The sequence below is a fragment of the Coleofasciculus sp. F4-SAH-05 genome, from assembly GCF_040222985.1.
Classification (GTDB): Bacteria; Cyanobacteriota; Cyanobacteriia; order Cyanobacteriales; family Coleofasciculaceae; genus Coleofasciculus; species Coleofasciculus chthonoplastes.
The window spans coordinates 24,609-50,347 of sequence record NZ_JAVKBY010000127.1; the positions used below are offsets into that span (position 1 = coordinate 24,609).

Here is a 25,739-nt window from a genome sequence, read left to right on the forward strand (position 1 = left end):
TATGATAACCAAGGAAGGATGTTGGACTGGAATAGAAACCTGCGATCGCACTTCAATCACTCCACTGGTGAACTCGTAGGGTGCGTTAACGAAGTAACGCACCGAACCAACCATCAGAACTCCTAGGGTACGTTAACGAAGAACCTGGCGACTAGAAGTCGCAGCTACACAAACAAAGTCCGCCTGCGCGGACTAGCTTACTCCCTTCCCACTATAAGATTAGGTACTGTTAAGGGCTGAAATACCTATTCAGGGAGAATGGCGTAATTTATCGCGCAGGAGTTGCAGATTCTTACGGAAAGTGACAGTATTGGGATGATTAGAGCCTAACGTGCGATCGGCAATGGCTAAAGCCTCTAAATAAACAGGTTCAGCTTCCTCGTACCGTCCTTGAGAATCGTAGAGTAATGCTAAATTATTTAGGCTAATAGCAACATCGGGATGATTTCCTCCCAGCAGGCGTTTTCTCAGTGCTAAAGCGTCTAGATAAACAGGTTCAGCTTCCTCGTAGCGTCCTTGAGAATCGTAGAGTCCTGCTAAATTATTCAGGCTAATAGCGACATCGGGATGGTTTTCTCCCAGCAGGCGTTTTCTCAGTGCTAAAGCCTCTAGATAAAGAGGTTCCGCTTCCTTATAGCGTCCTTGACTATCGTATAGTGCTGCCAAATTATTCAGGCTGGTGGCGACATCGGGATGCTTTTCTCCCAGCAGGCGTTTTCTCAGTGCTAAAGCCTCTAGATAAACAGGTTCCGCTTCCTCATACCGTCCTTGAGAGTAGTATAGATATGCTAGATTATTCAAGCTGGAAGCGATATGGGGATGATTTTCTCCCAGCAGGCGTTTTCTCAGTTCTAAGGCTTCTAGATAAAGAGGTTCCGCTTCCTCGTACCGTCCTTTATTATCGTATAGTACCGCTAAATTATTCAGGCTTTGTGCAACATCGGGATGGTTTTCTCCCAGCAGGCGTTTTTTCAGTGCTAAGGCTTCTAGATAAAGAGGTTCCGCTTCCTGATAGCGTCCTTGAGATTTGTAGAGTGCTGCTAAATTATTCAGGCTAGTAGCAACATCAGGATGATTTTCTCCCAAACGCTGGATAGTGACAGATAGACAATCCTTACGCCAAGGTTCAGCTTGATTATAGAGTCCTTGACCTTCATAAAAACGACCCAAACCAGCAAAAGGCACAATTAAATCATTATCCATTAACCAGTCTTGTTGACTCGTCGCCGCTTCTGCAATATGAGGAATCACCGGAGTTACCGCTTTAATCTCTACCAATGTCGGCGTCTGTGGAATTTTATCGGCTTCCCCTACCATCACCCGACAAAAATCCCGCTTCAACTTATCCGCTATCCCTGACGCTTCCCGCTTACTGATCAAAAATTCTCGAATCAGCGGATGTAATTGATACAACTCCTTCCCTTGACGCTGCACTAAATGCAGATTCACCAACCCATAATCCCTAATTTCCTCCAACTCCTCCTCATCAATCTCCGCCAAACACCCCTCCACCAATCGCCAGGGAATTGGCGTAGCCGCAAATAAACTTAACCCTATCCCCAATTCCCGCGCCGACTCATCTAATTCTTGCCAACTCAACTCAAAGGCATCTTTTACCCCCCAATCATACCTCATATCCTGCTCTGACTTCGGCTTTTTCAGCGCTAACTGTTCCAACTGTTTCGCCTGCAACCGAGATAACATTTCCTGTAACGATAAATCCGGTTTTCGCCGCAAATATCGCCCCACCAATTCCAAACCCAAAGGCAAATATCCCAACCAGCGACAGAGTTTTCGCGCTTCCCAGGGTTCCAGTTTCAGCCGTTCTCGTCCAATCAGCGATTCTAACAACGCCAATGCTGCTCTCGGTTTCAGCACATCCAGGGGTAACTGACGAATAGACGCCCCCAAATCTAACCGCGTCGTGATGAGCATCCTAAACCGAGAAGCATCCGAGGGCAAATACTGCCGCACCTGCTGATAATCGGTGACATCATCAATAATAATCAGCACCTGTCCCGGCGGTACCCAATTTCGCCAGCAGTACGCCACCTGAAGCGGTAACTCTAACCCCTCTGGAATCGATAACGGCAAATACGCCCTGGCAAATTGGACAATCTGAATCCCCAAATCCACACCTCGCCCATCCAACCAGCACACCCCGCCTTGGTAAACGGGTTGGGGCGGGAGAGGTTCCACCGGGAGCTTACTTTTCACCGAATCTGGAAAACCTCTCTCCAAACCTCTCTCCTGCAAGGAGAGAGGCTTTGAATTCTCCTCCTTCCGTGCAAAAAAATCCACCGGGAGACGTTCTACCGGAACGTCTCTACGATTCATGGCATAGCGCCGAGCATATTGCAGCGCCAACTCCGTTTTCCCCACACCTCCCATCCCCGCAACCGCAGAAATGGCAATTTGCTGATTTTCCTGTAACTGTTGATGTAATAACCAGAGTTGCGATCGCTGCTGCCGATAGCGTCAGTGGTTCCATATTTTTATCCTAAGTCACCGCCATAGTTTTATTCTAAATTAGAACCGTAGGGTGCGTTAGCGACAGCGTAACGCACCGAACCCAAGCTACAAACCCTACAAATAGATCTCATCGGTGGTATTTTAAAACAAACAACTCACCCCAAAATACCCATGCCTAACTACCGCCGAACCAAACATCCTGGTGGTACTTATTTTCTCACCCAAGTCACACATCATCGTCAACCTTGGCTAATCAGCGATATCGCACGACTTGCACTCCGCACGGCAATCACCCATGTACGTCAAAACTATCCCTTCACCATCAACGCCTTTGTACTTTTACCCAATCATTTCCATTGTTTATGGACATTACCAGCAGGAGATAGCGATTTATCAACTCGACTGCGATTAATTAAAACCTTTGTTACGAAACGATACGGTAACCAATTGGAAATTTATGCCGATATTTCTCCCTCTCGACAAAAACGACAAGAAGCCAATCTATGGCAAAGACGATTTTGGGAACATCTGATTCGGGATGATAGGGATTTTGCTAATCATTGCGATTATATCCATTACAATCCGGTGCGACATCAATTATGCCAGAGTCCGCAGGATTGGCAATTTTCAACGATTCATCGATTTATCGCTCAAGGTATTTATCCGCCTAATTGGGGGATGAGTGAAGTTCCAGAGATGTTTAACAGTATTTGGGATATATAGTTACGCTGCTAAAAATGGTGCGTTACGCTGTCGCTAACGCACCCTACGATTTTACAATTTTACTTAAAAACGGTGCGTTACGCTGTCGCTAACGCACCCTACGATTTTGCGATTTTGCGATTTTGCGATTTTGCGATTTTGCGATTTTGCGATTTTGCGATTTTGCGATTTTACGATTCTACGAATTACGAACTCTTCTCTATCCTAATCTCTCCTGCACGGGCAATATTCCCGAAATTTACATTACCTGAACCCGAACTATCAACGGTTTGAGTTCCTGACGCTATAGCAACATCTCTACCTGCGATAACTCTCCCCATTGTCTCAGCCACATCTGCTTCTACCGCTTCCCATCCATTCTCCGGTAAACCTTTACCTCCCCGCAATAATGACACGGCAAAATCCTCGGTGGCTAAATCAAAGAAAGGGATTTGTTCTTGCTGATACTCCTGCTGCACCGTTTCGGGTACAGTCTTACCCAGATAATTCATCAAATTCGACACCCGCACCACCGTATCTCCCGGTTGATTTCCCGCCCCTTGTAGCGCTTCAATTAAATGATAGGTGTAGACACTCATCGCCCCATCTGCACGAATCCAAGACGACTGTGTGCCTCTCGACGACGTAAAAACAACCCGCCCTTCCCCCTGTTTCAGTTCCTCAATAAACTGTTTCGGTAACGCCGTCTGTGCAAAATGTGTGGGCAGTTTAATTGGTACAATTTTATCCTTTGCTGTCGCCATCCCTTGAGCATGACAACTATCAATAATCACCAGCAATCGTTTGGCTGCAATCTGGCGTAGTGCTTCCGTAAAGGCTTGAGCCGACACTGCCGAATCTGGGATATCCACGGCTTCAATATCATGTTGAATTAAGTAGTATTCACCCGTCGATTGATCCAGCCACCCATGACCAGAATAATAGATAATAATTGTCGCCTCAGTATCCGCCGCCGCTTGTTCTTTCAGCCAGGTTAATCCATCAACTATTGCCTGACGGGTTGCCCCAGCATCATACAATAAACGGATATGCTGTTCATCATTCAGATACCCACAAAGATTCGCGTCAGTGAGAATCGACTGAATAGCGTGCATATCCTTTACTGTCACCGGGAGTGACCATTTCGGGTAAGCGGATTCACCTACACCAATGAGTAAAGCGTAACCATGAGAGAATGTATTGGTCATTGATTAGTCGTTGAAGTACCTGGATATTCCATTTATTTACAGTTTAAAAGAGATTATTGCCAAAGGAACGGTTTTATGTCTCAATGGCTTGACCAATACGCTTTAAAATTCTCAGCACATCATACAGACGATTGCGTAACGGTACAGGCGAAAATATATCCGAAACATCATATTGCGGCGTACTTTGTCGAGATGCCTTCACAAACATAATCTCATTCCCGTTTGTTACCATGCCAAATACGGCTTTATCCGACTGGGGATTTGCCATCATATAGGCTAGGGTTTGAGGAATGGCTGACATCACCGAAATCGTTGTCCGTTTTGACTCCAACAGCGTTACCCAAAACCGATTTTGCACGACTAATATATCAATTCGACCCCGTAAGGTTTCAATCTCTTTATCTTCTGCATCTAAAACAATCTCAATTGATGCCTCGCCTCGCATTTTGAAAGGAGGATCGTAAAAATTTGCTTTTTCCAATAACGGCGAACCCAGCAATAGCGTTACCGTTCCTTCAGTGAGATGTCCATCGGCTAGATGATAAAGATATCGGCGTCGAATTAAATCCAGAGATTCTTGTTCCACATCGTTAATCTCTGGCAAATCCTCATACCATTCGGTGAAAAATTGCTCATCTTCCGTGCGCCGGAGATGAAAGCGATTTTCTACATCGGCTAAGGTTTTAATTGCATCAGTAATGGCTCGTTGTTGTACCATGTTTTAACTCACTGTCTCCATTTCCCAAGGATAGCAAAAGCCAAAAGTCACTTGTGGGGGTGGATGCAAGCCACTAACGTAATCACAATCCTCTAAAATCTAGATAAAGCAGTGCTGGCGATCGCAGGGTTCGGTTGCCGGAACAAGATTAGGTTAAGTATCACTTTTTCAACCCATACTGACATAGCGGCGAGGAGAGTGAACCAATGAGTTTAGCTAGTGTTGGTGCGTTACGCTTCGCTAACGCACCCTACAATCTACAATTTTACTTAAAAACGGTGCGTTACGCTGTCGCTAACGCACCCTACAATTAAGGTACAATTAAGGTACAATTAAGGTAGAATTAAGGTAGAATTAAGCGCTGAAATATTTGGCTACGGGGTGATAGGTAACGATCGCGGTGGTTGATTGTTCGGGATACAGTTGTTCACTTTCATCCATGTACAGGTTGATGCGATCGCACTCCAGTAACTCCAGTTGCTTGTATTGATCCTGGATATTTGGACAAGCGGGATAGCCGAAGCTGTAGCGCGAACCTTGATATCGTTGCGCTAAGACATCCCGAATTGTTTCTGGTTCCTCTCCAGCCAAGCCTAACTCCCGGCGAATTCGGGCGTGTATCCATTCGGCTAAGGCTTCTGCCATTTGCACCGCTAAACCGTGATAGTAGAGATAATCGGTATACTGATCCGATTCAAATAACTGCTTGGCGTATCGGGTAGCGACTTCCCCCACGGTTACCGCTTGCATCGGGAAAACATCGATAATTCCGGAGTCTTTAGGCGCGAAGAAATCAGCAATACACAGACGCCGCCCCGATTTTTGGCGCGGGAATTTAAAGGTGGCAATCGGTTCCCATTTCTCTGGATGTTTCTCACCTGCTTGATTCATCAACTCCGGATCGAATAGATGCAGAGAATTTCCTTCCGATTGACAAGGAAAATAGCCATAAATAATTTGCGAGTGCAACAAGTTCTCCGCTACAACCCGCTGTTTCCAGTCGTCGAGAATCGGATACACTGTCTCTTCCAGAAACTGATTATACTCCTCACGGGATTGGTCTTTAGGTTTGCGGAATTGCCATTGTCCGGCAATTAGCGCCTGTAAATCTAGATACCAAAATATCTCATTGATGGGAATATCTTCGGGTTGCAAGATCCGAGTTCCCCAGAAGGGTGGGGTTGGGCGATTAATCTCTAAGCTGATATGTTCAGAACGGCGGGTATCTTCTACCTCTGGAACCGATTGTTTCGCCGATGACTTCTTAGTTTTCTTCTGTTTATCGGATTTGCCGTTTTCTGATGGTTCATCGGTTCCGTCTGGAATTTCATCCGTTGTCACTTCATCTAAGAAGCCTTTTAAATCATCCCACTCTTCGGCGGCTTTAGCGGGCATGAGTTTATCCATAAAGTGTAAGTCGGAAAACGCATCTTTGCCATACACGACTTTCCCTTTATAAGCAGACTGACAATCCTGATAAACAAACTTTGGCGTCAACGCCGCACCGCCTAAAATGACAGGAACCGTGATTTCCTTTTCGTTAAACGTCTCCAGGTTATCTTTCATAAATGCCGTGGATTTGACCAAGAGTCCACTCATAGCAATACAATCGGCATTATGTTCTTTGTACGCCTCAATAATATTGTCTACGGGTTGCTTAATTCCCAGATTGATCACCTTATACCCATTATTGGTGAGGATGATATCCACCAGGTTTTTACCAATATCGTGAACATCCCCTTTCACCGTGGCAATCACCATGATTCCCTTGGCATTATTTTCCCCGTCTTCTTTTTCCATATACGGTTCTAAATATGCCACCGCCGCTTTCATGGTTTCGGCGGATTGCAAGACAAAGGGGAGTTGCATTTGTCCGGAACCGAAGAGTTCGCCGACGACTTTCATCCCATCTAAAAGGAAGGTGTTGATAATCTCTAACGGTTGATAGGTTTCTAAGGCTTTCGCCAGACTATTATCCAAGCCAATCCGTTCTCCGTCGATGATGTGGCGCTTGAGGCGTTCCTCAATCGGTAGATTTTCATCCACCGTGCGATCGCGCTTTGTGGTTTTGCCTTCAAAGAGTTGGGTAATCTCCCCTAACGGATCATAGGTGCAAATATCTCCATCAAATTCCCGTTGATCATAAATCAGTTTCCGGCAAATCTCTTGATGATCGGGTTCAATTTTGGCTACGGGTAATATCTTACTGGCGCTAACAATCGCTGCATCTAACCCCACCGCCATGGCTTCATGGAGGAACATGGAGTTTAATACCACCCTAGCAGCGGGATTGAGTCCAAAGGAAATATTAGAAACACCGAGAATAATATGACATCCGGGTAATTCTTCCCGCATCCGGCGAATGGATTCAATTGTCGCTTTCCCGTTGCTTCTGTCTTCTTCAATCCCCGTCGAAATCGGTAACGCCAGGGGGTCAAAAAAGATCTCATGGGCGGGAATTCCATAGTCTATGGCTTGATGATACGCCCGTTGTGCGATCGCGAATTTTCGGTCAGCGGTTCGCGCCATCCCCTCTTCGTCAATCGTACCAACAATCACACCCGCCCCATACATTTTGGCTAAGTCTAAGACTTTCAGGAATCGTTCCTCCCCATCTTCATAGTTGGTGGAATTGAGGATACATTTCCCCCCGGCGACTTTTAACCCCGCCTCCATCTTTTGCCATTCCGTGGAGTCTAGCACTAGAGGTAAGGTAACATTGGTTACCAAACGGGAGACCAATTCATGCATATCATGTTCGCCATCCCGTCCCACATAGTCCACATTCACATCCAGAACATGGGCACCTTCGCGTACCTGCGCCCTGGCTAAGGCGACTAATCCATCCCAGTCTTCTTCATTTAATAAAGTACGGCATTTTTTCGAGCCACTGGCATTTAAGCGTTCACCGACAATTAGGAAGGAGTTATCTTGTTCGTAGGGTTGGGTGGAATAAATCGAAGCAGCGGCGGGTTCGTATTCGGGATGACGTTCTTTTGGCGTCAGGGTTTGGGCAATTTCGGCTAATTGTTGAATATGTTCCGGGCGAGTACCGCAACAGCCGCCAATTACCTGAACGCCCAAGTCTTCGATAAAATGCATTAACGCCATTTTTAGTTCCATCGGCGTTAACTTATAATGAGCTTGTCCACCCACATTTTCCGGTAACCCGGCATTGGGGATACAAGACACCACAAAGGGCGAATGCTGGGACAAATACTTGATATGATCCTTCATGCGATCGGGTCCCGTGGCGCAATTCAGACCGAGAATATCAATGGGATAGCGTTCCAAAATCGCCAGGGCTGCGCCAATTTCCGTTCCCACCAGCATCGTTCCCTGAACTTCCACGGTTACCGATACCATAATCGGGCGGCGTTCCCCTTTTTTACGAAACACCTCCTCTACCCCATTCAGTGCGGCTTTAATTTGCAGCACATCCTGACAGGTTTCAATAATAAATAAATCGACACCGCCGTCATAGAGTCCTTCGGCTTGTTCAGCAAAGGTGGCTTGCATTGTGTCAAAATCAATATGCCCCAATGTGGGGAGTTTGGTGGTGGGTCCGATGGAACCAGCGACAAATCGGGGTTTTTCGGGTGTGGAGAATTCTGCTGCAACCGTTTTAGCGAGTTCGGCTGCGGCTTTATTCAGGGAATAGGCTTGATCGGCTAAATCATATTCTGCCAGAACAATCGACGCCCCCCCAAAGGTATCCGTTTCAATCACATCCGCCCCCGCTTCCAGGAAACGACGATGTACTGTAGCTACAGCTTCGGGTTTAGTGTGAACCAGATACTCATTACATCCTTCATACTTCGCCCCACCAAAATCGGCGGCGGTAAGGTTTTGGGTTTGCAGGTTGGTACCCATGGCACCATCAAAGACAATAACCGGGCGTTGGGGACTATGAAGGCGAGTTAGGAAGGCACTGTTCATAACTGTCTTGGCAATCTGGATATAGATATTAGTGTAGGTGCAATGTATGACTATGCACAACCTGGGGTGAGGGAGTGATGGGGCGCGATCGCACGATTAGACCCCATCCATACTCTACCTTGCCTCTACGGATTAAAAGCTCGTGAACGGGAATTCCATTGTCAAACCCTTTTAATGTAAGCACTCAGAAATATCAGTTGATTAATCATCTCTTCGGATGAATTATCGGTAGCTAATTTCAACACTCGTTATTGGTGGGTTACGGCGGATATCAAATTAAAGGGTAACAATTGAAAGGGTATAACCGCCTAACCCACCCTACCTGTTTGAAAAAGAGGACGGATGAGGAAGACAAAAGGACAAAAGATAAGTCGCTCATGTAGGGTGCGTTAGCGAAGCGTAACGCACCAAGGGTAAAAAAATATCAGCTTCGCTGTCAGTTATTAACCACATACAGACTCAAAAGGGCATAACCTTTGTCGGGTTGATATTGGCTACAGTTCTAGCTTTATGATTGGTGGGTTACGGCGGATATCAAAGTAAAGGGTGACAATTGAAAGGGTATAACCGCCTAACCCACCCTACCTGTTTGAAAAAGAGGACGGATGAGGAGGACAAGGAGATGGAGGATAAGGCAGAATGAACAGATGATCATTCGTACAGGTGAAGAGTTTCCAAGACTAACAAATACCTATCCTGTAGATCAGTGAGGATACAACCATGAATTTTAAGGAAATTGAAATGAACCTAAGTAGGTGGACACCATGAAAGTTAAAGGTGGAGATAGTCATTAGTCATTTGTCCTTAGAGGGAAATGCGTTATCGTTGTGATTAACGATCGCTATCTCAAATCCCCTAACTGTTTAACAGACACGTTGCAAAATATGAATACCCTCACCCCATATATTCACAGTGAATCCGATTTTAATGTTTTAATTAATGCAATTCAGCAGCAACTTGATAGATAATACCTGGTGAATATTTACTCAAGTTTGGTTGTTGGTGGGTTACGGCGGATATTAAATTAAAGGGTAACAATTGAGATGGTATAACCGCCTAACCAACCCTACTTACTGCTTAGAGCTTAAGGAAGAAAGTTGGCATTTAGACATCGGCAAGTTATCACACCGCTGCAAACTCAGCAAATACTTTCTCAATCACCTTTTGCGCCTTAATATCCAGAGAATGCCAATCTACTTCACCGTCTTCATCAATTAGGCTGGTATCAATGTCAACCTCTTGGCTTTCTAGTTCAGAATGAACGGGGGCGTACTCACGAAAACAAACTTGAAAGCATAACTCCCACAAGTTAATACAGGTTGAATAATCAGGCTTTTCTAAACATACTGCATGACCCGGTATCGGTGTCTGCACATCCTTGTACGTAGCTTTCCATGTGGTTGGTTCAAGCTGCTGGCGAATATGATCAACGATACGGATTAACGCGGGTTGCATTAATAGTCCCGCTTGTTCCCACGCCTGGGTTGTTTTAAATTTGGGTTTCATTCTGAACGTCAAGAGGGAGGAATTAGGCAAACTAACGATGTTAAGACTACTGAGTGGATTTGGATTCGTGACGGGAGCAACTTACCCGTTGCGCGTGTTGGCAGTTTTCCGACGCACGCCACGTCTGTGGGGATACATGATTACTCCAATTTTGGTCAATGTGTTCATCGGTATTGCTCTGTATGCCGGATTACTGGTGTTTGGGTGGCAACAGGTTGACAGTATTACGCTTAGTTTATCGCAATGGTTGAATAATGCGATCGCGAGTCTTCCCCCCTGGCTGAGTTTCCTGGGTGTCTTGGCGACGGGGATCAACTGGTTGCTGGATTTGATCTTGGTGATTGGCTTATTGCTGATTACGGGATTTTTGCTCGTCCAGTTTGGCGTCTTACTGGGTGCGCCGTGGTATGGTCAACTTTCGGAACAGTTGGAAGAAATCCGCACAGGTGAAATTCACACGGTAGAGGTGGGCTTTATCCAGGATATTTGGCGGGCGATTTTATTTGAGTTGAAGAAGCTGGTATTGGGAATCGGCGTCGGCGTCTTGTTACTAATGTTGAATATTCTGCCAGGGATTGGCACCTTAGCTGCCGCGATTGGCGGGATTATCCTCACCGCCACTATAACTTGTCTTGACTTTCTCGACGCACCCTTAGAACGCCGCCGTTTACGATTTCGCTACAAGTTAGGGATTGTGTTTAAAAGTTTACCTGCCAGTGCGGGGTTTAGTTTAGTCTGTATGGCGTTGATTACGATACCCTTGGTGAATCTTTTTACCATTCCTTTATGTGTCGCATCCGGGACGTTGTTTTTTTGCGATCGCGTATTACCTAGATTACCGCAATCTTTGACGTTCGATCATTAGTCTAAAGCGTAATTATGACTCGGCTGCGTTTACGAGGTTTTATTGCACGGAAGGGGGATAATTCAAAGCCTCTCTCCTTGCAGGAGAGAGGTTTGGAGAGAGGTTTATTGGCTTTTTCGGCTCGTGCGGCTTCAAAAATTTCGATATCTTGAACATCTCGCAGTCCCAAATCCCGCAATGCAGACGCTTCTAAACCAAAGATGTCTATCAGCCATTGCGCCAGTGCTGGAGGTAATTGAGCATCAATCCAAATTTTCATGCCGTCAGCCTGGGAAAATCAGTGCGCCGTGCGGCGAAAAGTAGGCAAGCTTGAATGTCTGCCAGTTCTAAATCCGGGAAGTCTTCTAATATCTCAGTAAAACTAACATTCTCAGCTAACATTTCCAAAATATCAGTGACTCGAATTCGCATACCTCGAATACAGGGACGACCGCCACACTGACCAGAGGTTTGGGTAATACGATTTAATAAACCAGTCGTTGAATTCATAAGGTTATCGCTGCAAGTATTGACTTCAGTGTAACGAAAAATCAGTCGTTTCTAGTGTTGAATTTCGATTCAGTGACTCGAATTCACATCCCTATAGCTTTTGGCGATCGCGTGTTACCTAGATTACCGCAATCTTTAAGGTTCGATCATTAGTCTAAAGCGCAATTATGACTAGGCTGCGTTTACGAGATCTTATTGCACCGAAGGGGGAGAATTCAAAGCATCCCCCCTCCCAAGGGGGGATGGAGAGAGGTTTGGTCTGATTTATGAGTAAAATGTACAATAAGGCGATAGATAGGAGAAATAAAATGAGAACCCTTGAAACAACAGCCAACGTCACATCAGATGGTAAAATCACTCTACAACTCCCCCCTGATATTCCAGCCGGAGAGTATCAGGTTGTGTTGGTGTTTGATCAGACCATTGTTCCAGAAACATCAGAAACTCGTAAGAAACGTCCTCCTTTAAATTTTCCTGTGGATAGTTACGGTTCTTGGTCTCCTAATCTTTCCCTAAGACGTGAGGATATGTATGATGAATGGGGTCGATAATGCGGTATTTCTCGATACCAATATTCTGGTGTACGCCAATGTTGAAGAATCTCTATTTCACCAATCGGCACTAGAAGCCATTCAAACTCGTTATGAAGCCGGAATCAATTTATGGATTAGCCGACAAGTTTTGCGAGAATATTTGACAACTCTCACCCGCCCTCAAGCTTTTGTGAATCCTCGACCTGTAGAAATTGTGATTGCACGAGTGCGATTTTTTCAAGACCATTTTCGTGTCGCTGAAGACAACGCACAAGTGACAGAACGGCTGTTAAGGTTGATGGAGGAAATTCCTATAGGTGGTCGGCAAGTTCATGATGCCAATATTGTGGCAACGATGCTGGTTTATGGGATTGACCAGCTATTGACCCATAATGTTGCTGATTTCAACCGCTTTTCAGAATTAATCACGGTATTGCCATTGGTTAGGGATCAAGGGTAGTTTTGTCGGGTGGGTTACCTTATCTCAACCCTTAACTTGAATTGTGTCCGACTATTTATAAATCAGTGATTGCTCAATAAATGGGCTTTGCTAACCTTTAATTTATCCTTCATATAGCCGAGTATTTGCAATTCCCGACCTGCGATTTCATGAAACTGCTGCACCTCTGATTCAGTTAACTCTTTTTTCCAGCGCCCTTGACTCGACTTATCAATGGATTTGGATAGTTTGCGAAACTCTTGGCGAGTGTCTTTAGTAATCCTGTTCTGGGAATAGTATTGAGGCTCAATCTGTCTGGCATCATACTCTTCTCCAAGAAAATTCATGATTTGCTGAACTAGCTGTTCCGGGTTAGTCGTTAAGTCTTCATACTTAACATCCAAAATATTGTCATTTTCTCCCTGTTGGAGTCTCGCGTTTACACATTTTTTCCAGTAGTAAGCATAGCGGACAATACTCTTTCCTTGGGGAACATTTTGGTGATGGCGTGCGGAACAATAACCATCTCGACCATCGCGGAACATATTGATAAACTTGGCGTTGGGAAAGTGCTTTAATAAAAACTTCAGCCTCAAAACGTGTTGGGGAGTTTTTTCAATAAAACGCTGACCTCCTGTTTGTTGAGTGATCTGTTGAGTAAATTTATCGTAAAATCGCACAATATCTGGGGACTGATTAATTAAATTGGCTATGTCTGTAGCGGTAAATCCTTCATAAGTAAACCCATAAATATCCCGGTACATAAACAAGCCCGTTTCATACCCAAAACTACTCAAATTAGGATGAGCGCCTAAAATTAATTTCATCAGGGTTGTGCCACTGCGAGGCGCACCAAACACGAAAATATGGGGATTGTAAGAAATCGTCTTCGGTAGGCGCATGAAAATATTTTTAGGAATGGCTTGGGGATGTTTTAAAAAAGAGCGAATGGCTGTAATAAGAGGCATGGAGCTAACCTTTGCGTATTTTTATTCGATCTGATAATAATAAAATAGTAATAAATGATAATTAAGACTTAACCTAGACTCAACAAAAATTAATAATTCCTTGAGTTGAATAATATCTTAACATTTTGTATTAACATAGAAGAATGACAATTATTTAATAATCAGGTATGGAGTACAAACAACTGGGGGAAAGCGACCTACGGGTTTCAGAAATCTGCTTGGGAACCATGACCTATGGTCAGCAGAACACTATAGAAGATGCGAGAGAGCAACTGGACTATGGGATTTCCCAAGGGGTTAACTTCATTGACACCGCAGAAATGTATCCTGTACCGGGACGGGCTCAAACGCAGGGGAAGACGGAAGAGTATATTGGCGAGTGGTTAGTTAAGCAACAGCGCGATCAGCTAATTGTGGCGACTAAAATTGCCGGTCCTGCGTCTCGGATAAGCTGGATTCGGGGAGAAAATCACCGGATTGATCGCCCCAATATTGAGCAGGCGGTAGAAGATAGTCTTAAGCGCCTGCGTACTGATTATATTGACCTCTATCAAATCCATTGGCCCGATCGCTATGTTCCCTTGTTTGGCGCACCTGATTATGATCCGAAGCAGGAACGGGATAGCGTACCCATTGCGGAACAACTACAGGTATTCGCTGACTTAATTAAAGCTGGGAAAATTCGCTATTTGGGGTTGAGTAATGAAACCCCTTGGGGCGTGTGTGAGTTTTGCCATATCGCCAAGCAGCTAGGATTACCCAAAGTGGTGTCGATTCAAAATGCCTACAGCTTAGTTAACCGCATCTTTGATATTCACCTGGCGGAAGCCTGTCGATTTAATCAGGTTGGCTTACTGGTGTATAGTCCCCTAGCCTTTGGCTTGCTGACGGGTAAATATCTCAACGGTATCCCAGAAAAGTCACGGCTAGCCCTATTTCAAGGATTTGGGGGGCGGTATGAGAAACCCAATCTCACTGAAGCGGTGAAAGAGTATATGGCAATTGCCCATAAGCACAACCTGACACCCGCCCAGTTAGCCTTAGCCTTTGTGCGATCGCGTTGGTTTGTCACCAGTACGATTATCGGTGCAACTACGATGGAACAACTTAAGGAAAATCTGAGCGCGGCTGAGGTGACATTGGAGCAGGATATCTTGGCAGAAATTAATGCCGTTCACGATCGCTATCCGAATCCTACCCCTTAAGGGGAATTGTATTGAAATTTTGGTGGGTGGGCATTGCCCACCCTACTCTGAAAAGGTACAGACGCGATGGGAGAAGTGTCTGGGAGACAGGGGAATTTTCTGCTGCTGAAAAAGGCAATTAGGGATAAAATCACCAGGGGACATGATAGGATTTGAGAATTCTAAATCATTTAAGGGAGTACTATTTTGGCAATTGTGCAAGAAACCAAGGAGAATCTCAGTTCGACCGAAGAGCGTCTAGAGATTAATTACCTTGACCGTTCCTACGGGGCGACGACTATTATAGATGGACAAGATATTATTAGCGGATTAACCCAAACGCCTAAATCCTTACCGCCGCGATACTTCTATGATGACCGAGGTTCGCAGTTATTTGAGCAAATCTGTGAGTTACCGGAATATTACCCAACTCGCACAGAAAGCTGGATTCTCCGCCAGTATGCTGGTGAAATAGCCCAGAAGACGGGAGCGTGCGAACTTGTCGAACTCGGGAGTGGGAGTTCAACTAAAACTCGCCAGTTGCTTGACGCTTATCAAACCCTAGGAAATGGGGTGGTATATGTACCGATTGATGTCAGTGGCGGTATTTTAATCGAAAGTGCCCACCAGTTACTCCGAGATTATCCGACGTTGCAGATTCAGGGGTTGGTGGGGACTTATCAACAAGCCCTCGCCCAACTTAAGCCGACGTCTTTGCCATCTCGGATGATTTTCTTCTTGGGAAGTACCTTAGGAAATTTGACGCCACAGGAGTGCGATCGCTTTTTCTGCCAAATTGTAGAGGCTTTGGATACAGGGGAGTATTTCTTATTGGGAGTCGATTTACAAAAGCCTAAACAGGTATTGGAAGCGGCTTACAATGATGCTCAGGGAGTAACAGCCCAATTCAATCTGAATATGTTGGATCATCTCAACCAGCGTTTTGCGGCTAAGTTCGACAGGAAACGGTTTGAACATTGGGCGTTTTACAATGAGCAGCTTAATCAAATTGAGATGCATTTGCGCTGTAGAGAAGCTCATACTGTTTGCCTAGAAGCCCTTGATCTTCAGGTTGAGTTTGAAGCTGGGGAGACGATCAAGACGGAAATTTCCCGCAAGTTTAATTTAGAGGTAATCCAAGGGGAACTTCAAGCAAAAGGGTTAAAACCCCTGGCTGTCTGGACTAATCCCAAACAATGGTTTGGCTTGATCCTGTCTCAGAAGTCAATGTAGTGGATCTGCACACCTAATTGGGTGTATTAGCATTTTCTGGGGCGCAAGAACCTGCGCCCTATTTTACCGTAAAATCTATCCCACACTTTTCCCAGAAAACCTATGAAATTAAGGGCTAAAGCCCTTACTACAGACAATCGCATATCTGGTGTGACTACGCTGTATGTCCAGGTACTTATGACTGTTTAAATCAAGAACTTGACGACAAAATGAAAAAGGATAACAAGGCTTTCTATTTTGAGCAATATTTTACCAAACCTCATGTAGCACAAGATAGCGTTCAAATTATTTTGGCAGATCTCAAAGAGAATTTCAACATAGATGTTTTTGGTGATCCGAAGATTCACTTGATAGAACCATCTTGTGGAGAAGGTGTTTTTGTTAAAGAATTAAACAAAAAAGAAACTAATCTTAGGATAACGAGTTTGGACATATATCCTCTTTTTGAAGAGGCAATTGCTGATAATTTCTTAAGGGCTGATCCAAAAATATTAAATATAAAATCAGAAGAAAAATTGGTGTTTTTCGGTTGCCCACCATCTGATTTAACCAAAGAATTTTTACTACACTGCAAAGAAATATATCGGAGCGCAAAGGTGTATTTTTTGTTAAGAAAAGACAAGATAACAGAGTATATACATCAAAAAAATATTGTTGATATGGCGATATTGAAAGACTATGGTCATGAGGCCTTCTTGTTTATGAACAATGAATTTATAACTCAATACCCATATCTTTTGACAAGAGTTTTGTTTTGAAATAATATAGTCAACGTACTTTGGTGAAAAGCTGCTGAAAATCATGATTAAATCAATTCAACCGCCCCGACTGGATAAGTGCGATCGCGAAACCCTATTCGACTACTTTGAGAATTCCTGGGAATTGGAATAAATTCTCATGAAAAGTCTGATAGGGGATGAGACATTCTATGTCAACCCTGACGCCTTAAGAAATCCTTTAATTTTTTACTTAGGACATTCCCCTGTCTTCTATATCAATAAATTAGTTCGGGTTGGCTTACTCGATAAACGCATTAACCCTGACTACGAAATCCTATTTGAGATGGGAGTCGATCCGACAACCCCAGCCGAATTGAATCAAGCCATGGCAGATGTCCCTTGGCCCCCAGTAGACGAGGTGTGGCAGTATCGAGAAAAAGCCAAAGCCGAAGTTGCAGCCCTGATCCACAATACACCACTGAACCTACCCATTAACCAAAATCATCCCCTCTGGGCGCTGATCATGGGCATGGAACACAACCGGATTCATTTTGAAACCTCCTCCATGCTGATTCGACAACTGCCCGTAGATAGACTAGAACGCCCAGAATCTTGGCAATATGCCAGATCTGATGGTAAGATTCCCGCCAATAAAATGATTCAGATGGAAGAGTGAATATAACATCAAACATCCGAAGTTCTGGATACCTAGTCATGGGAGCTACAAATATCGAGCCATGTTTGATCAAATTGACTTACCCCTTGATTGGCCCGTAGAAGTCAATCACAATGAAGCCATGGCTTACTGTCGCTGGCAGGGTAAGGGAGTTCGCTTAATCAGTGAAGCCGAGTGGAAGGTTGCGGCAGCTAACTGTGAGGATGAGCAGGAGTTTAATCTTCATATTAAGTATGGTTCCCCGATGCCAGTGGGTAGTGTAGAAACAGCTAAAAGTCCTTCTGGACTCTATGATATTCGGGGTAATGTTTGGGAGTGGCTGAGTGATGATTTCAAACCTCTACCGGGATTCAAGCCTCATTTCCTTTATGAAGATTATTCGGCTCCCTTTTTTGATACTCAGCATAAGGTAATGCGTGGTGGGGCTTGGGCAAGTACAGGAACTTACGCCTCGACATCCTGTCGGAATTGGTTCCGCCCCAATTTTTATCAACATGCAGGGTTTCGGATTGCTCAAGACTTAGAAGAGGAAAACTAGATGAGTAATGTTATATTTGTCCGCTAAATAATTAATGGGCGCTAAATCAAACAAAGGCAAAAAAAGGCAAAAAAAGGCAAATTATTTTTGATTTATTTTTTGAGCTATAATTTTAAATAAAAATTGCTATGAGCTGTGCAATTTTACAACAGTTTTTATATTGGGTATTGCACGATGTAGAACTCAACTTTATTACTCAGGTAGTTTTATACTGGGGTGTTAGCTCTTTGTCATTTTATGGGATTGGACTTTTCAGTGAATATATTATAGTCACCATTACAGATATTTTACCTATCTTTATATTTGGATATGATATTACTCAACTCTTGGCTTGGACTGTTATCGGTAATGCGTACAACTTGGAAGGTCATAGTTCGTTGTCTATATTTTTCATTGCATCCGATTTTCACGATCTGCATCACACCAGCTTTAAGGGAAACTATGGTATTCATGGATTTTGGGACAGGGTATTTAATACTTTGAACCCTCCTACCAAAAAATCGGGAATTATATCTCCTGTCGCCTCTCTGGAGAAAAAGGTGGTGAATTTGTCAAGTCGTGGCAGTAAAGTTATGACTTGACTCCCGCCATTTTCCCTGCCCTAGAGTTCCCTGACAAATGACAAATGATAAATGATAAATGATAACCTATTGCATTTGTTGCAACTGGCGAGTCCCACTTTACCCGTCGGTGCCTATAGCTATTCAGAAGGATTAGAAATACTGGTGGAACGGGGGGTGATTGATAAACCCAACCAATTAAAAGCCTGGATCGACCAAGAATTGAGGTATGGGGCGATTCGCTTAGAAGCCGCGATGATGGTACGAGCCTATGAGAGTTTCCAGGCTGAGGATTTAGAACGATTGCAGTATTGGAATGCTTGGGCGAGTGCGGCGAAGGAAACCTCAGAGTTGCGATCGCAAAGTTGGCAAATGGGCAATTCCCTGATCCGCTTACTCGTGGAGTTAGAACCGGAACTTCAGTCTGTGGCGGGAATAGTGGGAACTCCCTGCAATTATGCGATCGCGTTTGGGATTGCTTCAGCTTACTGGCAAATTCCCCTCATGGCTGCTGTATTGGGCTATTTACACAGTTGGGCATCCAATCTGATTAATACAGGTGTGAAATTGATTCCTCTGGGTCAAACCGCCGGACAACAACTGCTGCTGGAACTTGCTCCTCAGCTATCGGGTGCTAGCCAAGACATTTTAGCCCTAGAAGACGATGAACAGTTACACAGTTGCACCTGGGGATTAGCCCTCTCCAGCATGGCTCACGAGACCCAATATACGCGATTATTTCGCAGTTGACCATAGTAGGGGCACGGCATTGCCCATTGGTATCAACTTAAGCGCTAAAAGCAATATTGGCAAGCATTTCACCCTCATCCCCTAACCCCCAGCCCCTCTCCCCGGCGTGGGAGAGGGGCTGGGGGTGAGGGGTTGAGCTTAAGTTGACACGGGTGGGCATTGCCGTGCCCCTAAGACGTTATTCTGTGTCGTAGTGAGTTGTCTATCGGATAGTTATATGCTACCTTAAAAGTTTTTCAATTTTGAGGAAGCTATGACCCAACGAACCCAGATCAATCTTCGCATAGACAACGAATTACTCCAAGCGCTACGCGAAAAATGTGCCGCTGAAGGCTGCACGCAGACGGAGTTTATTACCAATGCGATCAAATCGTCATTAGGTATCCCGATTACCCAAGCCAATCTGATTGAGATCGATGAACGAATTGCCGCCCACATTCAACCCATTCGAGAAGAGTTAGATCAGTTGAGGGCAGCCTTGGGGGAATTCGCAGCCTGAGGGTGAACAATGGAACTCTCAGGCAACAAGTTCCACCAGTATCCAACTTAGAGGCAATTCGTGATCGCATTCTCGGCAACTTGAATCTCGGTAGAAATGCACTCGCCTACAAAGCCGCCCAGAAAGTACTCAATGAGTTTATTGGCGAATTGTACAGAAAATAAGTGATCACCAAAAGCGGCAACTGGTATAGTTCCTTTGTTCATGGTTCATCAACCTTGAACAATCAACGATGAACCATTTGGCTTTCTTGGTGCTTCGCCAGTCTCATTGCTCTTGCCTCTGGTAAAATCCCACGTTTTTTAGCGTGGGATACATTTTCTTTATCCCTTTTTTTTTATATCATTAAACTATACATTATGCTATATTTTAAGCCAAAGCCTGATAATCAAAAATACTTAATATCTAGGGAGAAAGATTAATACTCTCAGAGAAATTACGCAAATATTTGATAAAAAACCTCCCTACACCTAAGCCATTTAGCTTAAGTAAATCTCCCTATTTTCTGGGTGTCGGGGCGCTGAAACGCTTATGGTAAAAGATTAACCGCTTGTCTTCCTGCTAAAGAACTACAGGCAGCAAACTTACGCCATTATGCTGAGGTGATTGGGGCAAGATTAGCCAAAAATAGGAGAAGGTGATGATTTAAACAAGAAAACCTGAACAAAGCTTTACAAAAAATTGATAATCACTTTACCGAATAGCTAGTGAAATCCTATATTATAAAGATAGAGTCAGTTCAAATCGGTTGTGAAATGGCAATCCTTGCTGGATAAGCTTTTCAGTCTAATTTACTTTCACAAATGATTGAGACTGGTGATAGTGAGTGTAAGCAACTCCCTCTAAACGTCTACGTAGAATTACGCAGGGTATAAGGTAACCCGAACTGTCCTAAAGCAGTGCATCTTCACAACACCTAAACAAAGGGCTGACTCACGTCTGTCGGCAACAGCAAAGACTTATTTAATCCGGGTGATTTACCAAATTCTCTAATACTAATGGCAAAAGCTTGATGCAAATGCCAACGGGAGCATGTCAGAGCAAACCCAAAATATCCTAGCTAACGATGCCGTATTCCCAGAAGTTTAAGCTAAAATTATGACAAATCAATTCGAGCGAGCAATTGGATACTCACACAACTGGACTGAATTTATTAGCACTAGCGCTTTCCCCTTCACCCCTTGTCCAATTATCAATCCTGAAAATCTGGCGACCCAACTTTTCTCCTGCGCCAGTGAGAAATTTACAGGTTGCTTAGATATTGAAGCCCCTCAACAGCAACACTGGAGTTTATATTTTTGTCAAGGTTTAATCTGTGGTGGAAGTGGGATACATCCACGTCGGAGTTGGTTGCGCCAGCTTTATCGCTACTGTCCCCAATTGGTTAAGGATACGACTGTCAATCCTTCCCAACAGTTCCCTAGCTACAACTACGATACCTTAACGGAATTAGTAACCAAGGGAAAAATTCGGTCAGAGCAAATGACAGAAGTTGTCGAAAGCTATATTACAGAAATTTTTTTTGATCTGATTCAACACCTGGAACAGATATCTCCTTCCTCCAACTGGCAACTCAGTTATAGTCAAATCCCTCAAGCTCAGATGGAGTCTACCTTAGTCACCATAGATGTTGATGAAAGGTGGCGGCAAGCGGTAAAACTTTGGCGAAGTTGGCAAAGCGCCGATTTAACAGACATTTCTCCTAATTTAGCGCCTAAGGCATTAAACCCGAAGCAATTGCAACAACAGTTTTCCCAGATGCTCTACAATAACCTCAGTGGTTTGGGAGGTATGAATCAGATGTTTAAAGCGTTGCCAGAGGAAACCTCTGACGTTACATCTGATAACCTGATTGCTTCGATGGATGGCAATCAAACATTACGGGATTTAGCCGTTCATTTGAATCGGAATCTTGTACTCCTAACTCAGCCCATCATGCCCTATATTCGTCAAGGGTTAGTTGAATTGATTGAGGTTGAGGATGTGAGTTTCAGTGCTGCATCACTGACAAAGCCAGACTCTTCATCTCCTGAAACCCCAGCCACTCCAAGAGAATCGAAATCGGCGAATCCCTTAATTGCCTGTATTGAGGATAGCTCAGTTGATCTGCTACTGATGAATCATATTCTCACTCAAGCAGGCTATCAATTTATCAATATTGAGGATCAGGAAAAAGCATTATCGATATTGATAGAACAAAAACCCGACCTGATTTTATTAGATTTAATTATGCCCATTGCTAATGGGTATGAAATCTGCTCCCAAATTCGTCGGGTTTCCTTTTTCAAATCCACCCCAGTGATTATTGTGACGGGTAAGGATGGGATTATTGACCGGACAAGGGCAAAAATGGTCGGTGCGTCAGATTTTATCACCAAACCCATTAATAAAGATAAAATGCTCCAAGCGTTACACACTTATCTCCCCAAGCCCCCGGTTAACCAATTTCAGGATACATCAATGTTTGGAGATTGGTACGCTCAACCGCCGATGCAATACTCTCCAATGTAAATGCCAACTTACAGCAGATTTCAGGTTGATGAGGTACAGTCTCTAAGCAAAATCCCGGACTTCTCCAAGAAGTCGGGGATCTGTCTGTGTTATGTCAAGCCCTTCTGTTCCCCAATCTTAACCGCCAACTTCAATGTTGTCTGTTAAAGCCCCATGATTAATATTAACGGTGAATACCGTCATACAGCAGTTTTAGTCTCGATGTAATACAGCTAAAAAAGAGTAGAAAAGGGCTTTTTTATGGCGGCTGTACTACACCGTGTTATATCAAGCCCTGTTGAATACTCACACTTTGGTAAAGACAAAGCAGATGGCAGATGGTAGATGGCAGAAGTGTATTACTGGTACGGAATCATTTCAGCCGTTACATCTGTCCTAAGCTGAATGGAATTGACTGGTATGCTGGTGGGCAATGCCTACGGTAGATAAAGGGTTTCGGCGGTCACCAAATGCTTATTGAGCGTGCCATTCGTCCTAAGCTTTATGACAACAGCTATCCACTAAAAAATAGTTGTATTCTTATCTATTTTTCATTTATTGAATAAAAAAATCTGCAATTTATGTTAAAGGTTTTATTGCTAAATTTTGACAAACTCACCTTTAGATAAGCTACAATTAAGCCTGTCAGGTATGTCGTTTATAGTTGAATATTTTGCCCATAAAAAATAGTTAAAATCATGAATCTACTATTTTTTTTAAGTTTAATGGTAAAAAAAAGTCATATTTATATCCAGGTTGCTGACGATACTATCCGATTTAGCGAGACAAATAATAATCAAAAATGCTGGCTCCTTTATCTGTTCGATCAACTCATTGGACTATAAGCAAACATGATGTCGTTTTTACCACAGAAGAACTACTAAAACGTATTCAAAATTGTGCTAGTCAACAATTTACAGGTCAGTTAGATTTCAACATAACCAATCCTCAACAACAGCAGTGGAAGCTATTCTTTAGCGTCGGCAGTTTGATTGGTTGTGACAGTAAGGTACATCCCGTGCGTCGTTGGTTTCGTCAGCTATCATTGCACTGTCCTTCGATGGCTGTTAATGCTGTGACGCAAGAAGGAGAGCCGATTCAATATCAAGATTATGAGTCATTAGCTACACAAGCGAAACAAGGACAAATCCCCTTGGGACAAATGGCAGCACTTGTTGAAGGTCATACCAGCGAGGTTCTTTTTGATATTATCCAAGCAGGGGAAAAACAAAACTATCATTCTGGAATGTATCTAAGCTACCGAGTAATTCCTCAAGATTCTATCGATTTAGGGTGGGTTGTGGTACGGGCGGAGCGCGTTTGGCAGCAAGTTTTTCAGGATTGGCAAGCTTGGCAACAAGCGGGTTTAGCTGACATTTCACCGAATCTCGCCCCCAAAATTTTGCAGGCAGATCAGTTGCGCCAGCAAACATCACCCTCTGCTTATCGTAATCTAACAGCTTTTGCGGACGGGACACAAACGCTTAGGGATTTAGCGGTTAAGTTAAAACAAAGTCCTCTGCCCCTAACTCACTCGATTGCCCCTTATATTCAGAAAAACTTAATTGGATTAATTGAAGTTGAGGACTTGAAGCGTTCTATTTTACCTCGTAAACTTGTTGAGGATAAATCTTATGAAAATGGCAAACTTACATCACGAAAGCCTTCTCGCCCCTCATCCTCCTCTAAATCAGCAAATGTGGTAATTGCTTACATTGATGATAGTAAAATTGACACTCAAATGATGGGTTATATTTTAGAGGAAGGGGGTTATAAGTTTGTCTCAATCCAGGATTCAGTGCAAGCCCTAGTTAAGCTTCTAGAAAATAAGCCGGATCTGATATTCCTGGATTTGGTGATGCCTGTCGCTAATGGTTATGAAATTTGTTCTCAAATTCGCCGTGTTTCGGTTTTTCAGGATATCCCCGTGATTATTCTGACCGGAAATGATGGCATTGTAGACCGGGTGCGTGCCAAGATGGTCGGGGCTTCTGGTTTTTTGCCTAAGCCGATTACTCAACAAAAAGTGTTGAGTACTTTGCAGAAATATTTACCGACCAAATCTGTACCGATGAGTAATTAAATATTGTTCAGTATTTATAACTGAACAAAAAAACTGCAAAGGTTGTGTATCGCAAAAATTGGATTAACTATGACAACTGTTCTTTTAGTGGAAGATAGTGTAACAGAAACCCAGGTGCTGACTCGTTATTTAAGACAAGCGGGATTTAACGTGGTAAGTGTAACAAGTGGAGAGGAAGCGCATATAAAACTTCAAGGTCAAAAGCCTGATTTAGTGATTCTTGATGTTATTTTACCCGGTCAAAGTGGTTTTGAACTTTGCCGCGAGATTAAAACTAACATTGACACGAAGAAGATTCCTGTGGTGATTTGTTCAACCAAAGGCACGGATGCTGATAAGTTATGGGGTTCGATGCTGGGAGCAGACGCCTATATTTCTAAGCCCGTAGACCAACAGGAATTAATGAAAATTATTAATAAGTTTACGTTGGTTTAGATTAGTAATGGTTCATTGTACCCCTGTTCCCTGTTCCCTAAAAAATGACAAATTCACTTGACTCAATCTTATTAACAACAAGTCTTGAGCCACTCACTCTTAAACCGTTATCCCCGGAGACACAGCGACGGTTACTTCGCTTTCCTCTGAGTTACCAAGAAGATAGTGCATTATTGCCCTTAGAACAAATTGGGGAAGTGCTACGAGTCAATGTAGCCAACATTCTACCTGTTCCGGAAATGCCCAGTTGTGTTTTAGGAATCTGTAACTGGCGTGGCGATATGCTTTGGCTGGTTGATCTGAGTCAGTTGCTGGGCTATTTATCGTTAGATCAACAAGGGCAGTTTGCTGATGTTTTGGTGGTTTTAGTGGTTCAGGTGAATGACCAATCAATAGGACTTGTTGTTTCCCAGGTTAATGACATTGAATACCATAACTTGCAACATTTGCAACCTGCTGTCCCGGGTGTATTTCCACCTAAACTTTTGCCGTTTATTCTGGGTTCCTTGCCTGACAATAAGGGCATTGTCCTGAATATTCACGCCATTAGCCACTATCCTCTTTGGCAAATACACCGTGGGTGAAATGCTGGATGGCTAATTGAAAACTTAGCCAGGGCGGGTTTAGTTACATTAGGGGTTTTCTCCTGAGCGTTATTGGTAAAACCCGCCCCTACACAATCACACGCTATGCCCTCTTTCCGAAGTGGAGGGTCAACATTTTTCCGATCGCA

At 43.8% G+C, this 25,739-nt stretch carries 22 protein-coding genes and 2 pseudogenes; 16 read left to right on the forward strand and 8 right to left on the reverse strand.

What is annotated here, in order from left to right; translation table 11 throughout:
- Positions 1 to 249 precede the first annotated feature (249 nt).
- Positions 250 to 2,415, reverse strand: coding sequence for a tetratricopeptide repeat protein (locus RIG27_RS15365; RefSeq protein WP_446346610.1), 2,166 nt, complete (start codon positions 2,413 to 2,415; stop codon positions 250 to 252).
- Between the two features lie 228 nt (positions 2,416 to 2,643).
- On the opposite strand from RIG27_RS15365, the gene RIG27_RS15370 reads away from it, so the two are divergent.
- Positions 2,644 to 3,195, forward strand: coding sequence for an REP-associated tyrosine transposase (locus tag RIG27_RS15370; protein ID WP_446346510.1), 552 nt, complete (start codon positions 2,644 to 2,646; stop codon positions 3,193 to 3,195).
- 185 nt (positions 3,196 to 3,380) lie between these two features.
- On the opposite strand, the gene RIG27_RS15375 is transcribed toward RIG27_RS15370, so the two are convergent.
- From RIG27_RS15375 to RIG27_RS15390, 4 genes are all read right to left on the reverse strand, one after another.
- Positions 3,381 to 4,382 carry a caspase family protein gene (locus RIG27_RS15375; RefSeq protein ID WP_446346512.1) on the reverse strand — a complete coding sequence of 334 codons (1,002 nt, stop codon included), beginning with the start codon at positions 4,380 to 4,382 and terminating at the stop codon, positions 3,381 to 3,383.
- A gap of 73 nt (positions 4,383 to 4,455) precedes the next feature.
- On the reverse strand, positions 4,456 to 5,100 hold the full coding sequence (locus RIG27_RS15380; protein WP_446346514.1) for a type I restriction endonuclease subunit R: 645 nt from the start codon (positions 5,098 to 5,100) through the stop codon (positions 4,456 to 4,458).
- A gap of 354 nt (positions 5,101 to 5,454) precedes the next feature.
- Positions 5,455 to 9,039 carry a methionine synthase gene (gene metH, locus RIG27_RS15385; RefSeq protein WP_446346516.1) on the reverse strand — a complete coding sequence of 1,195 codons (3,585 nt, stop codon included), beginning with the start codon at positions 9,037 to 9,039 and terminating at the stop codon, positions 5,455 to 5,457.
- A 1,122-nt stretch (positions 9,040 to 10,161) separates the two neighbouring features.
- Positions 10,162 to 10,545 (reverse strand): hypothetical protein, encoded by a 384-nt coding sequence (locus tag RIG27_RS15390; RefSeq protein ID WP_446346517.1) that lies wholly within the window; start codon positions 10,543 to 10,545, stop codon positions 10,162 to 10,164.
- Between the two features lie 37 nt (positions 10,546 to 10,582).
- On the opposite strand from RIG27_RS15390, the gene RIG27_RS15395 reads away from it, so the two are divergent.
- Positions 10,583 to 11,410: an EI24 domain-containing protein gene (locus tag RIG27_RS15395; RefSeq protein ID WP_446346519.1), complete on the forward strand. Its 828-nt coding sequence runs from the start codon at positions 10,583 to 10,585 to the stop codon at positions 11,408 to 11,410.
- A 115-nt stretch (positions 11,411 to 11,525) separates the two neighbouring features.
- Here RIG27_RS15395 and RIG27_RS15400 read toward each other — a convergent pair.
- A pseudogene (locus tag RIG27_RS15400) lies at positions 11,526 to 11,669 on the reverse strand (DUF5615 family PIN-like protein); the annotation flags it as partial.
- The gene (locus RIG27_RS15405; protein WP_446346521.1) at positions 11,666 to 11,899 is read right to left on the reverse strand and encodes a DUF433 domain-containing protein; all 234 of its coding nucleotides are present in this window, start codon (positions 11,897 to 11,899) and stop codon (positions 11,666 to 11,668) included. The gene RIG27_RS15405 and the pseudogene RIG27_RS15400, both read right to left, overlap by 4 nt.
- A 308-nt stretch (positions 11,900 to 12,207) precedes the next feature.
- On the opposite strand from RIG27_RS15405, the gene RIG27_RS15410 reads away from it, so the two are divergent.
- Together RIG27_RS15410 and RIG27_RS15415 are read left to right on the forward strand one after the other, a co-directional pair.
- Positions 12,208 to 12,450: a hypothetical protein gene (locus RIG27_RS15410; RefSeq protein WP_446346523.1), complete on the forward strand. Its 243-nt coding sequence runs from the start codon at positions 12,208 to 12,210 to the stop codon at positions 12,448 to 12,450.
- On the forward strand, positions 12,431 to 12,892 hold the full coding sequence (locus RIG27_RS15415; protein WP_446346525.1) for a type II toxin-antitoxin system VapC family toxin: 462 nt from the start codon (positions 12,431 to 12,433) through the stop codon (positions 12,890 to 12,892). The genes RIG27_RS15410 and RIG27_RS15415 overlap by 20 nt, the downstream gene beginning before the upstream one ends.
- 62 nt (positions 12,893 to 12,954) lie before the next feature.
- Here the strand turns inward: RIG27_RS15415 and RIG27_RS15420 are convergent, their stop codons facing one another.
- On the reverse strand, positions 12,955 to 13,839 hold the full coding sequence (locus RIG27_RS15420; protein ID WP_446346527.1) for a sulfotransferase family protein: 885 nt from the start codon (positions 13,837 to 13,839) through the stop codon (positions 12,955 to 12,957).
- Between the two features lie 167 nt (positions 13,840 to 14,006).
- On the opposite strand from RIG27_RS15420, the gene RIG27_RS15425 reads away from it, so the two are divergent.
- The 12 genes and pseudogenes from RIG27_RS15425 (at position 14,007) to RIG27_RS15480 (ending at position 25,590) form a co-directional block, all read left to right on the forward strand.
- Positions 14,007 to 15,044, forward strand: a complete 1,038-nt coding sequence (locus RIG27_RS15425; protein WP_446346529.1) for an aldo/keto reductase — start codon at positions 14,007 to 14,009, stop codon at positions 15,042 to 15,044.
- A gap of 183 nt (positions 15,045 to 15,227) precedes the next feature.
- Positions 15,228 to 16,256, forward strand: coding sequence for an L-histidine N(alpha)-methyltransferase (egtD, locus tag RIG27_RS15430; RefSeq protein ID WP_446346612.1), 1,029 nt, complete (start codon positions 15,228 to 15,230; stop codon positions 16,254 to 16,256).
- Positions 16,257 to 16,465: 209 nt separating this feature from the next.
- A complete protein-coding gene (locus RIG27_RS15435; RefSeq protein ID WP_446346531.1) occupies positions 16,466 to 17,014 on the forward strand; it encodes a hypothetical protein in 549 nt (182 codons plus the stop codon).
- Between the two features lie 43 nt (positions 17,015 to 17,057).
- A pseudogene (locus RIG27_RS15440) lies at positions 17,058 to 18,189 on the forward strand (SUMF1/EgtB/PvdO family nonheme iron enzyme).
- A 128-nt stretch (positions 18,190 to 18,317) separates the two neighbouring features.
- The gene (locus RIG27_RS15445) at positions 18,318 to 18,770 is read left to right on the forward strand and encodes a sterol desaturase family protein (protein WP_446346533.1); all 453 of its coding nucleotides are present in this window, start codon (positions 18,318 to 18,320) and stop codon (positions 18,768 to 18,770) included.
- Positions 18,771 to 18,821: 51 nt separating this feature from the next.
- Positions 18,822 to 19,499 carry an urease accessory protein UreF gene (locus tag RIG27_RS15450; RefSeq protein WP_446346535.1) on the forward strand — a complete coding sequence of 226 codons (678 nt, stop codon included), beginning with the start codon at positions 18,822 to 18,824 and terminating at the stop codon, positions 19,497 to 19,499.
- Positions 19,500 to 19,752: 253 nt separating this feature from the next.
- Positions 19,753 to 19,998, forward strand: coding sequence for a hypothetical protein (locus tag RIG27_RS15455; protein WP_006104453.1), 246 nt, complete (start codon positions 19,753 to 19,755; stop codon positions 19,996 to 19,998).
- Positions 19,999 to 20,000: 2 nt separating this feature from the next.
- Positions 20,001 to 20,162, forward strand: coding sequence for a hypothetical protein (locus tag RIG27_RS15460; protein ID WP_446346538.1), 162 nt, complete (start codon positions 20,001 to 20,003; stop codon positions 20,160 to 20,162).
- A 934-nt stretch (positions 20,163 to 21,096) separates the two neighbouring features.
- Positions 21,097 to 22,509, forward strand: coding sequence for a response regulator (locus tag RIG27_RS15465; protein WP_446346540.1), 1,413 nt, complete (start codon positions 21,097 to 21,099; stop codon positions 22,507 to 22,509).
- A gap of 781 nt (positions 22,510 to 23,290) precedes the next feature.
- Positions 23,291 to 24,571, forward strand: a complete 1,281-nt coding sequence (locus tag RIG27_RS15470; protein WP_446346542.1) for a response regulator — start codon at positions 23,291 to 23,293, stop codon at positions 24,569 to 24,571.
- 69 nt (positions 24,572 to 24,640) lie between these two features.
- Positions 24,641 to 25,006, forward strand: a complete 366-nt coding sequence (locus RIG27_RS15475) for a response regulator transcription factor (protein ID WP_446346544.1) — start codon at positions 24,641 to 24,643, stop codon at positions 25,004 to 25,006.
- A 44-nt stretch (positions 25,007 to 25,050) separates the two neighbouring features.
- On the forward strand, positions 25,051 to 25,590 hold the full coding sequence (locus RIG27_RS15480; RefSeq protein ID WP_446346545.1) for a chemotaxis protein CheW: 540 nt from the start codon (positions 25,051 to 25,053) through the stop codon (positions 25,588 to 25,590).
- Positions 25,591 to 25,739: the final 149 nt, after the last annotated feature.

Bases quoted from the DNA above. Each gene is read 5' to 3' on its own strand.
- RIG27_RS15370 (WP_446346510.1), top strand. From the start codon at position 2,644: ATGCCTAACTACCGCCGAACCAAACATCCTGGTGGTACTTATTTTCTC.
- RIG27_RS15375 (WP_446346512.1), bottom strand. From the start codon at position 4,382: ATGACCAATACATTCTCTCATGGTTACGCTTTACTCATTGGTGTAGGT.
- RIG27_RS15380 (WP_446346514.1), bottom strand. From the start codon at position 5,100: ATGGTACAACAACGAGCCATTACTGATGCAATTAAAACCTTAGCCGAT.
- metH (WP_446346516.1), bottom strand. From the start codon at position 9,039: ATGAACAGTGCCTTCCTAACTCGCCTTCATAGTCCCCAACGCCCGGTT.
- RIG27_RS15390 (WP_446346517.1), bottom strand. From the start codon at position 10,545: ATGAAACCCAAATTTAAAACAACCCAGGCGTGGGAACAAGCGGGACTA.
- RIG27_RS15395 (WP_446346519.1), top strand. From the start codon at position 10,583: ATGTTAAGACTACTGAGTGGATTTGGATTCGTGACGGGAGCAACTTAC.
- RIG27_RS15405 (WP_446346521.1), bottom strand. From the start codon at position 11,899: ATGAATTCAACGACTGGTTTATTAAATCGTATTACCCAAACCTCTGGT.
- RIG27_RS15410 (WP_446346523.1), top strand. From the start codon at position 12,208: ATGAGAACCCTTGAAACAACAGCCAACGTCACATCAGATGGTAAAATC.
- RIG27_RS15415 (WP_446346525.1), top strand. From the start codon at position 12,431: ATGATGAATGGGGTCGATAATGCGGTATTTCTCGATACCAATATTCTG.
- RIG27_RS15420 (WP_446346527.1), bottom strand. From the start codon at position 13,839: ATGCCTCTTATTACAGCCATTCGCTCTTTTTTAAAACATCCCCAAGCC.
- RIG27_RS15425 (WP_446346529.1), top strand. From the start codon at position 14,007: ATGGAGTACAAACAACTGGGGGAAAGCGACCTACGGGTTTCAGAAATC.
- RIG27_RS15435 (WP_446346531.1), top strand. From the start codon at position 16,466: ATGAAAAAGGATAACAAGGCTTTCTATTTTGAGCAATATTTTACCAAA.
- RIG27_RS15445 (WP_446346533.1), top strand. From the start codon at position 18,318: ATGAGCTGTGCAATTTTACAACAGTTTTTATATTGGGTATTGCACGAT.
- RIG27_RS15450 (WP_446346535.1), top strand. From the start codon at position 18,822: ATGATAAATGATAACCTATTGCATTTGTTGCAACTGGCGAGTCCCACT.
- RIG27_RS15455 (WP_006104453.1), top strand. From the start codon at position 19,753: ATGACCCAACGAACCCAGATCAATCTTCGCATAGACAACGAATTACTC.
- RIG27_RS15465 (WP_446346540.1), top strand. From the start codon at position 21,097: ATGACAAATCAATTCGAGCGAGCAATTGGATACTCACACAACTGGACT.
- RIG27_RS15470 (WP_446346542.1), top strand. From the start codon at position 23,291: ATGCTGGCTCCTTTATCTGTTCGATCAACTCATTGGACTATAAGCAAA.
- RIG27_RS15475 (WP_446346544.1), top strand. From the start codon at position 24,641: ATGACAACTGTTCTTTTAGTGGAAGATAGTGTAACAGAAACCCAGGTG.
- RIG27_RS15480 (WP_446346545.1), top strand. From the start codon at position 25,051: ATGACAAATTCACTTGACTCAATCTTATTAACAACAAGTCTTGAGCCA.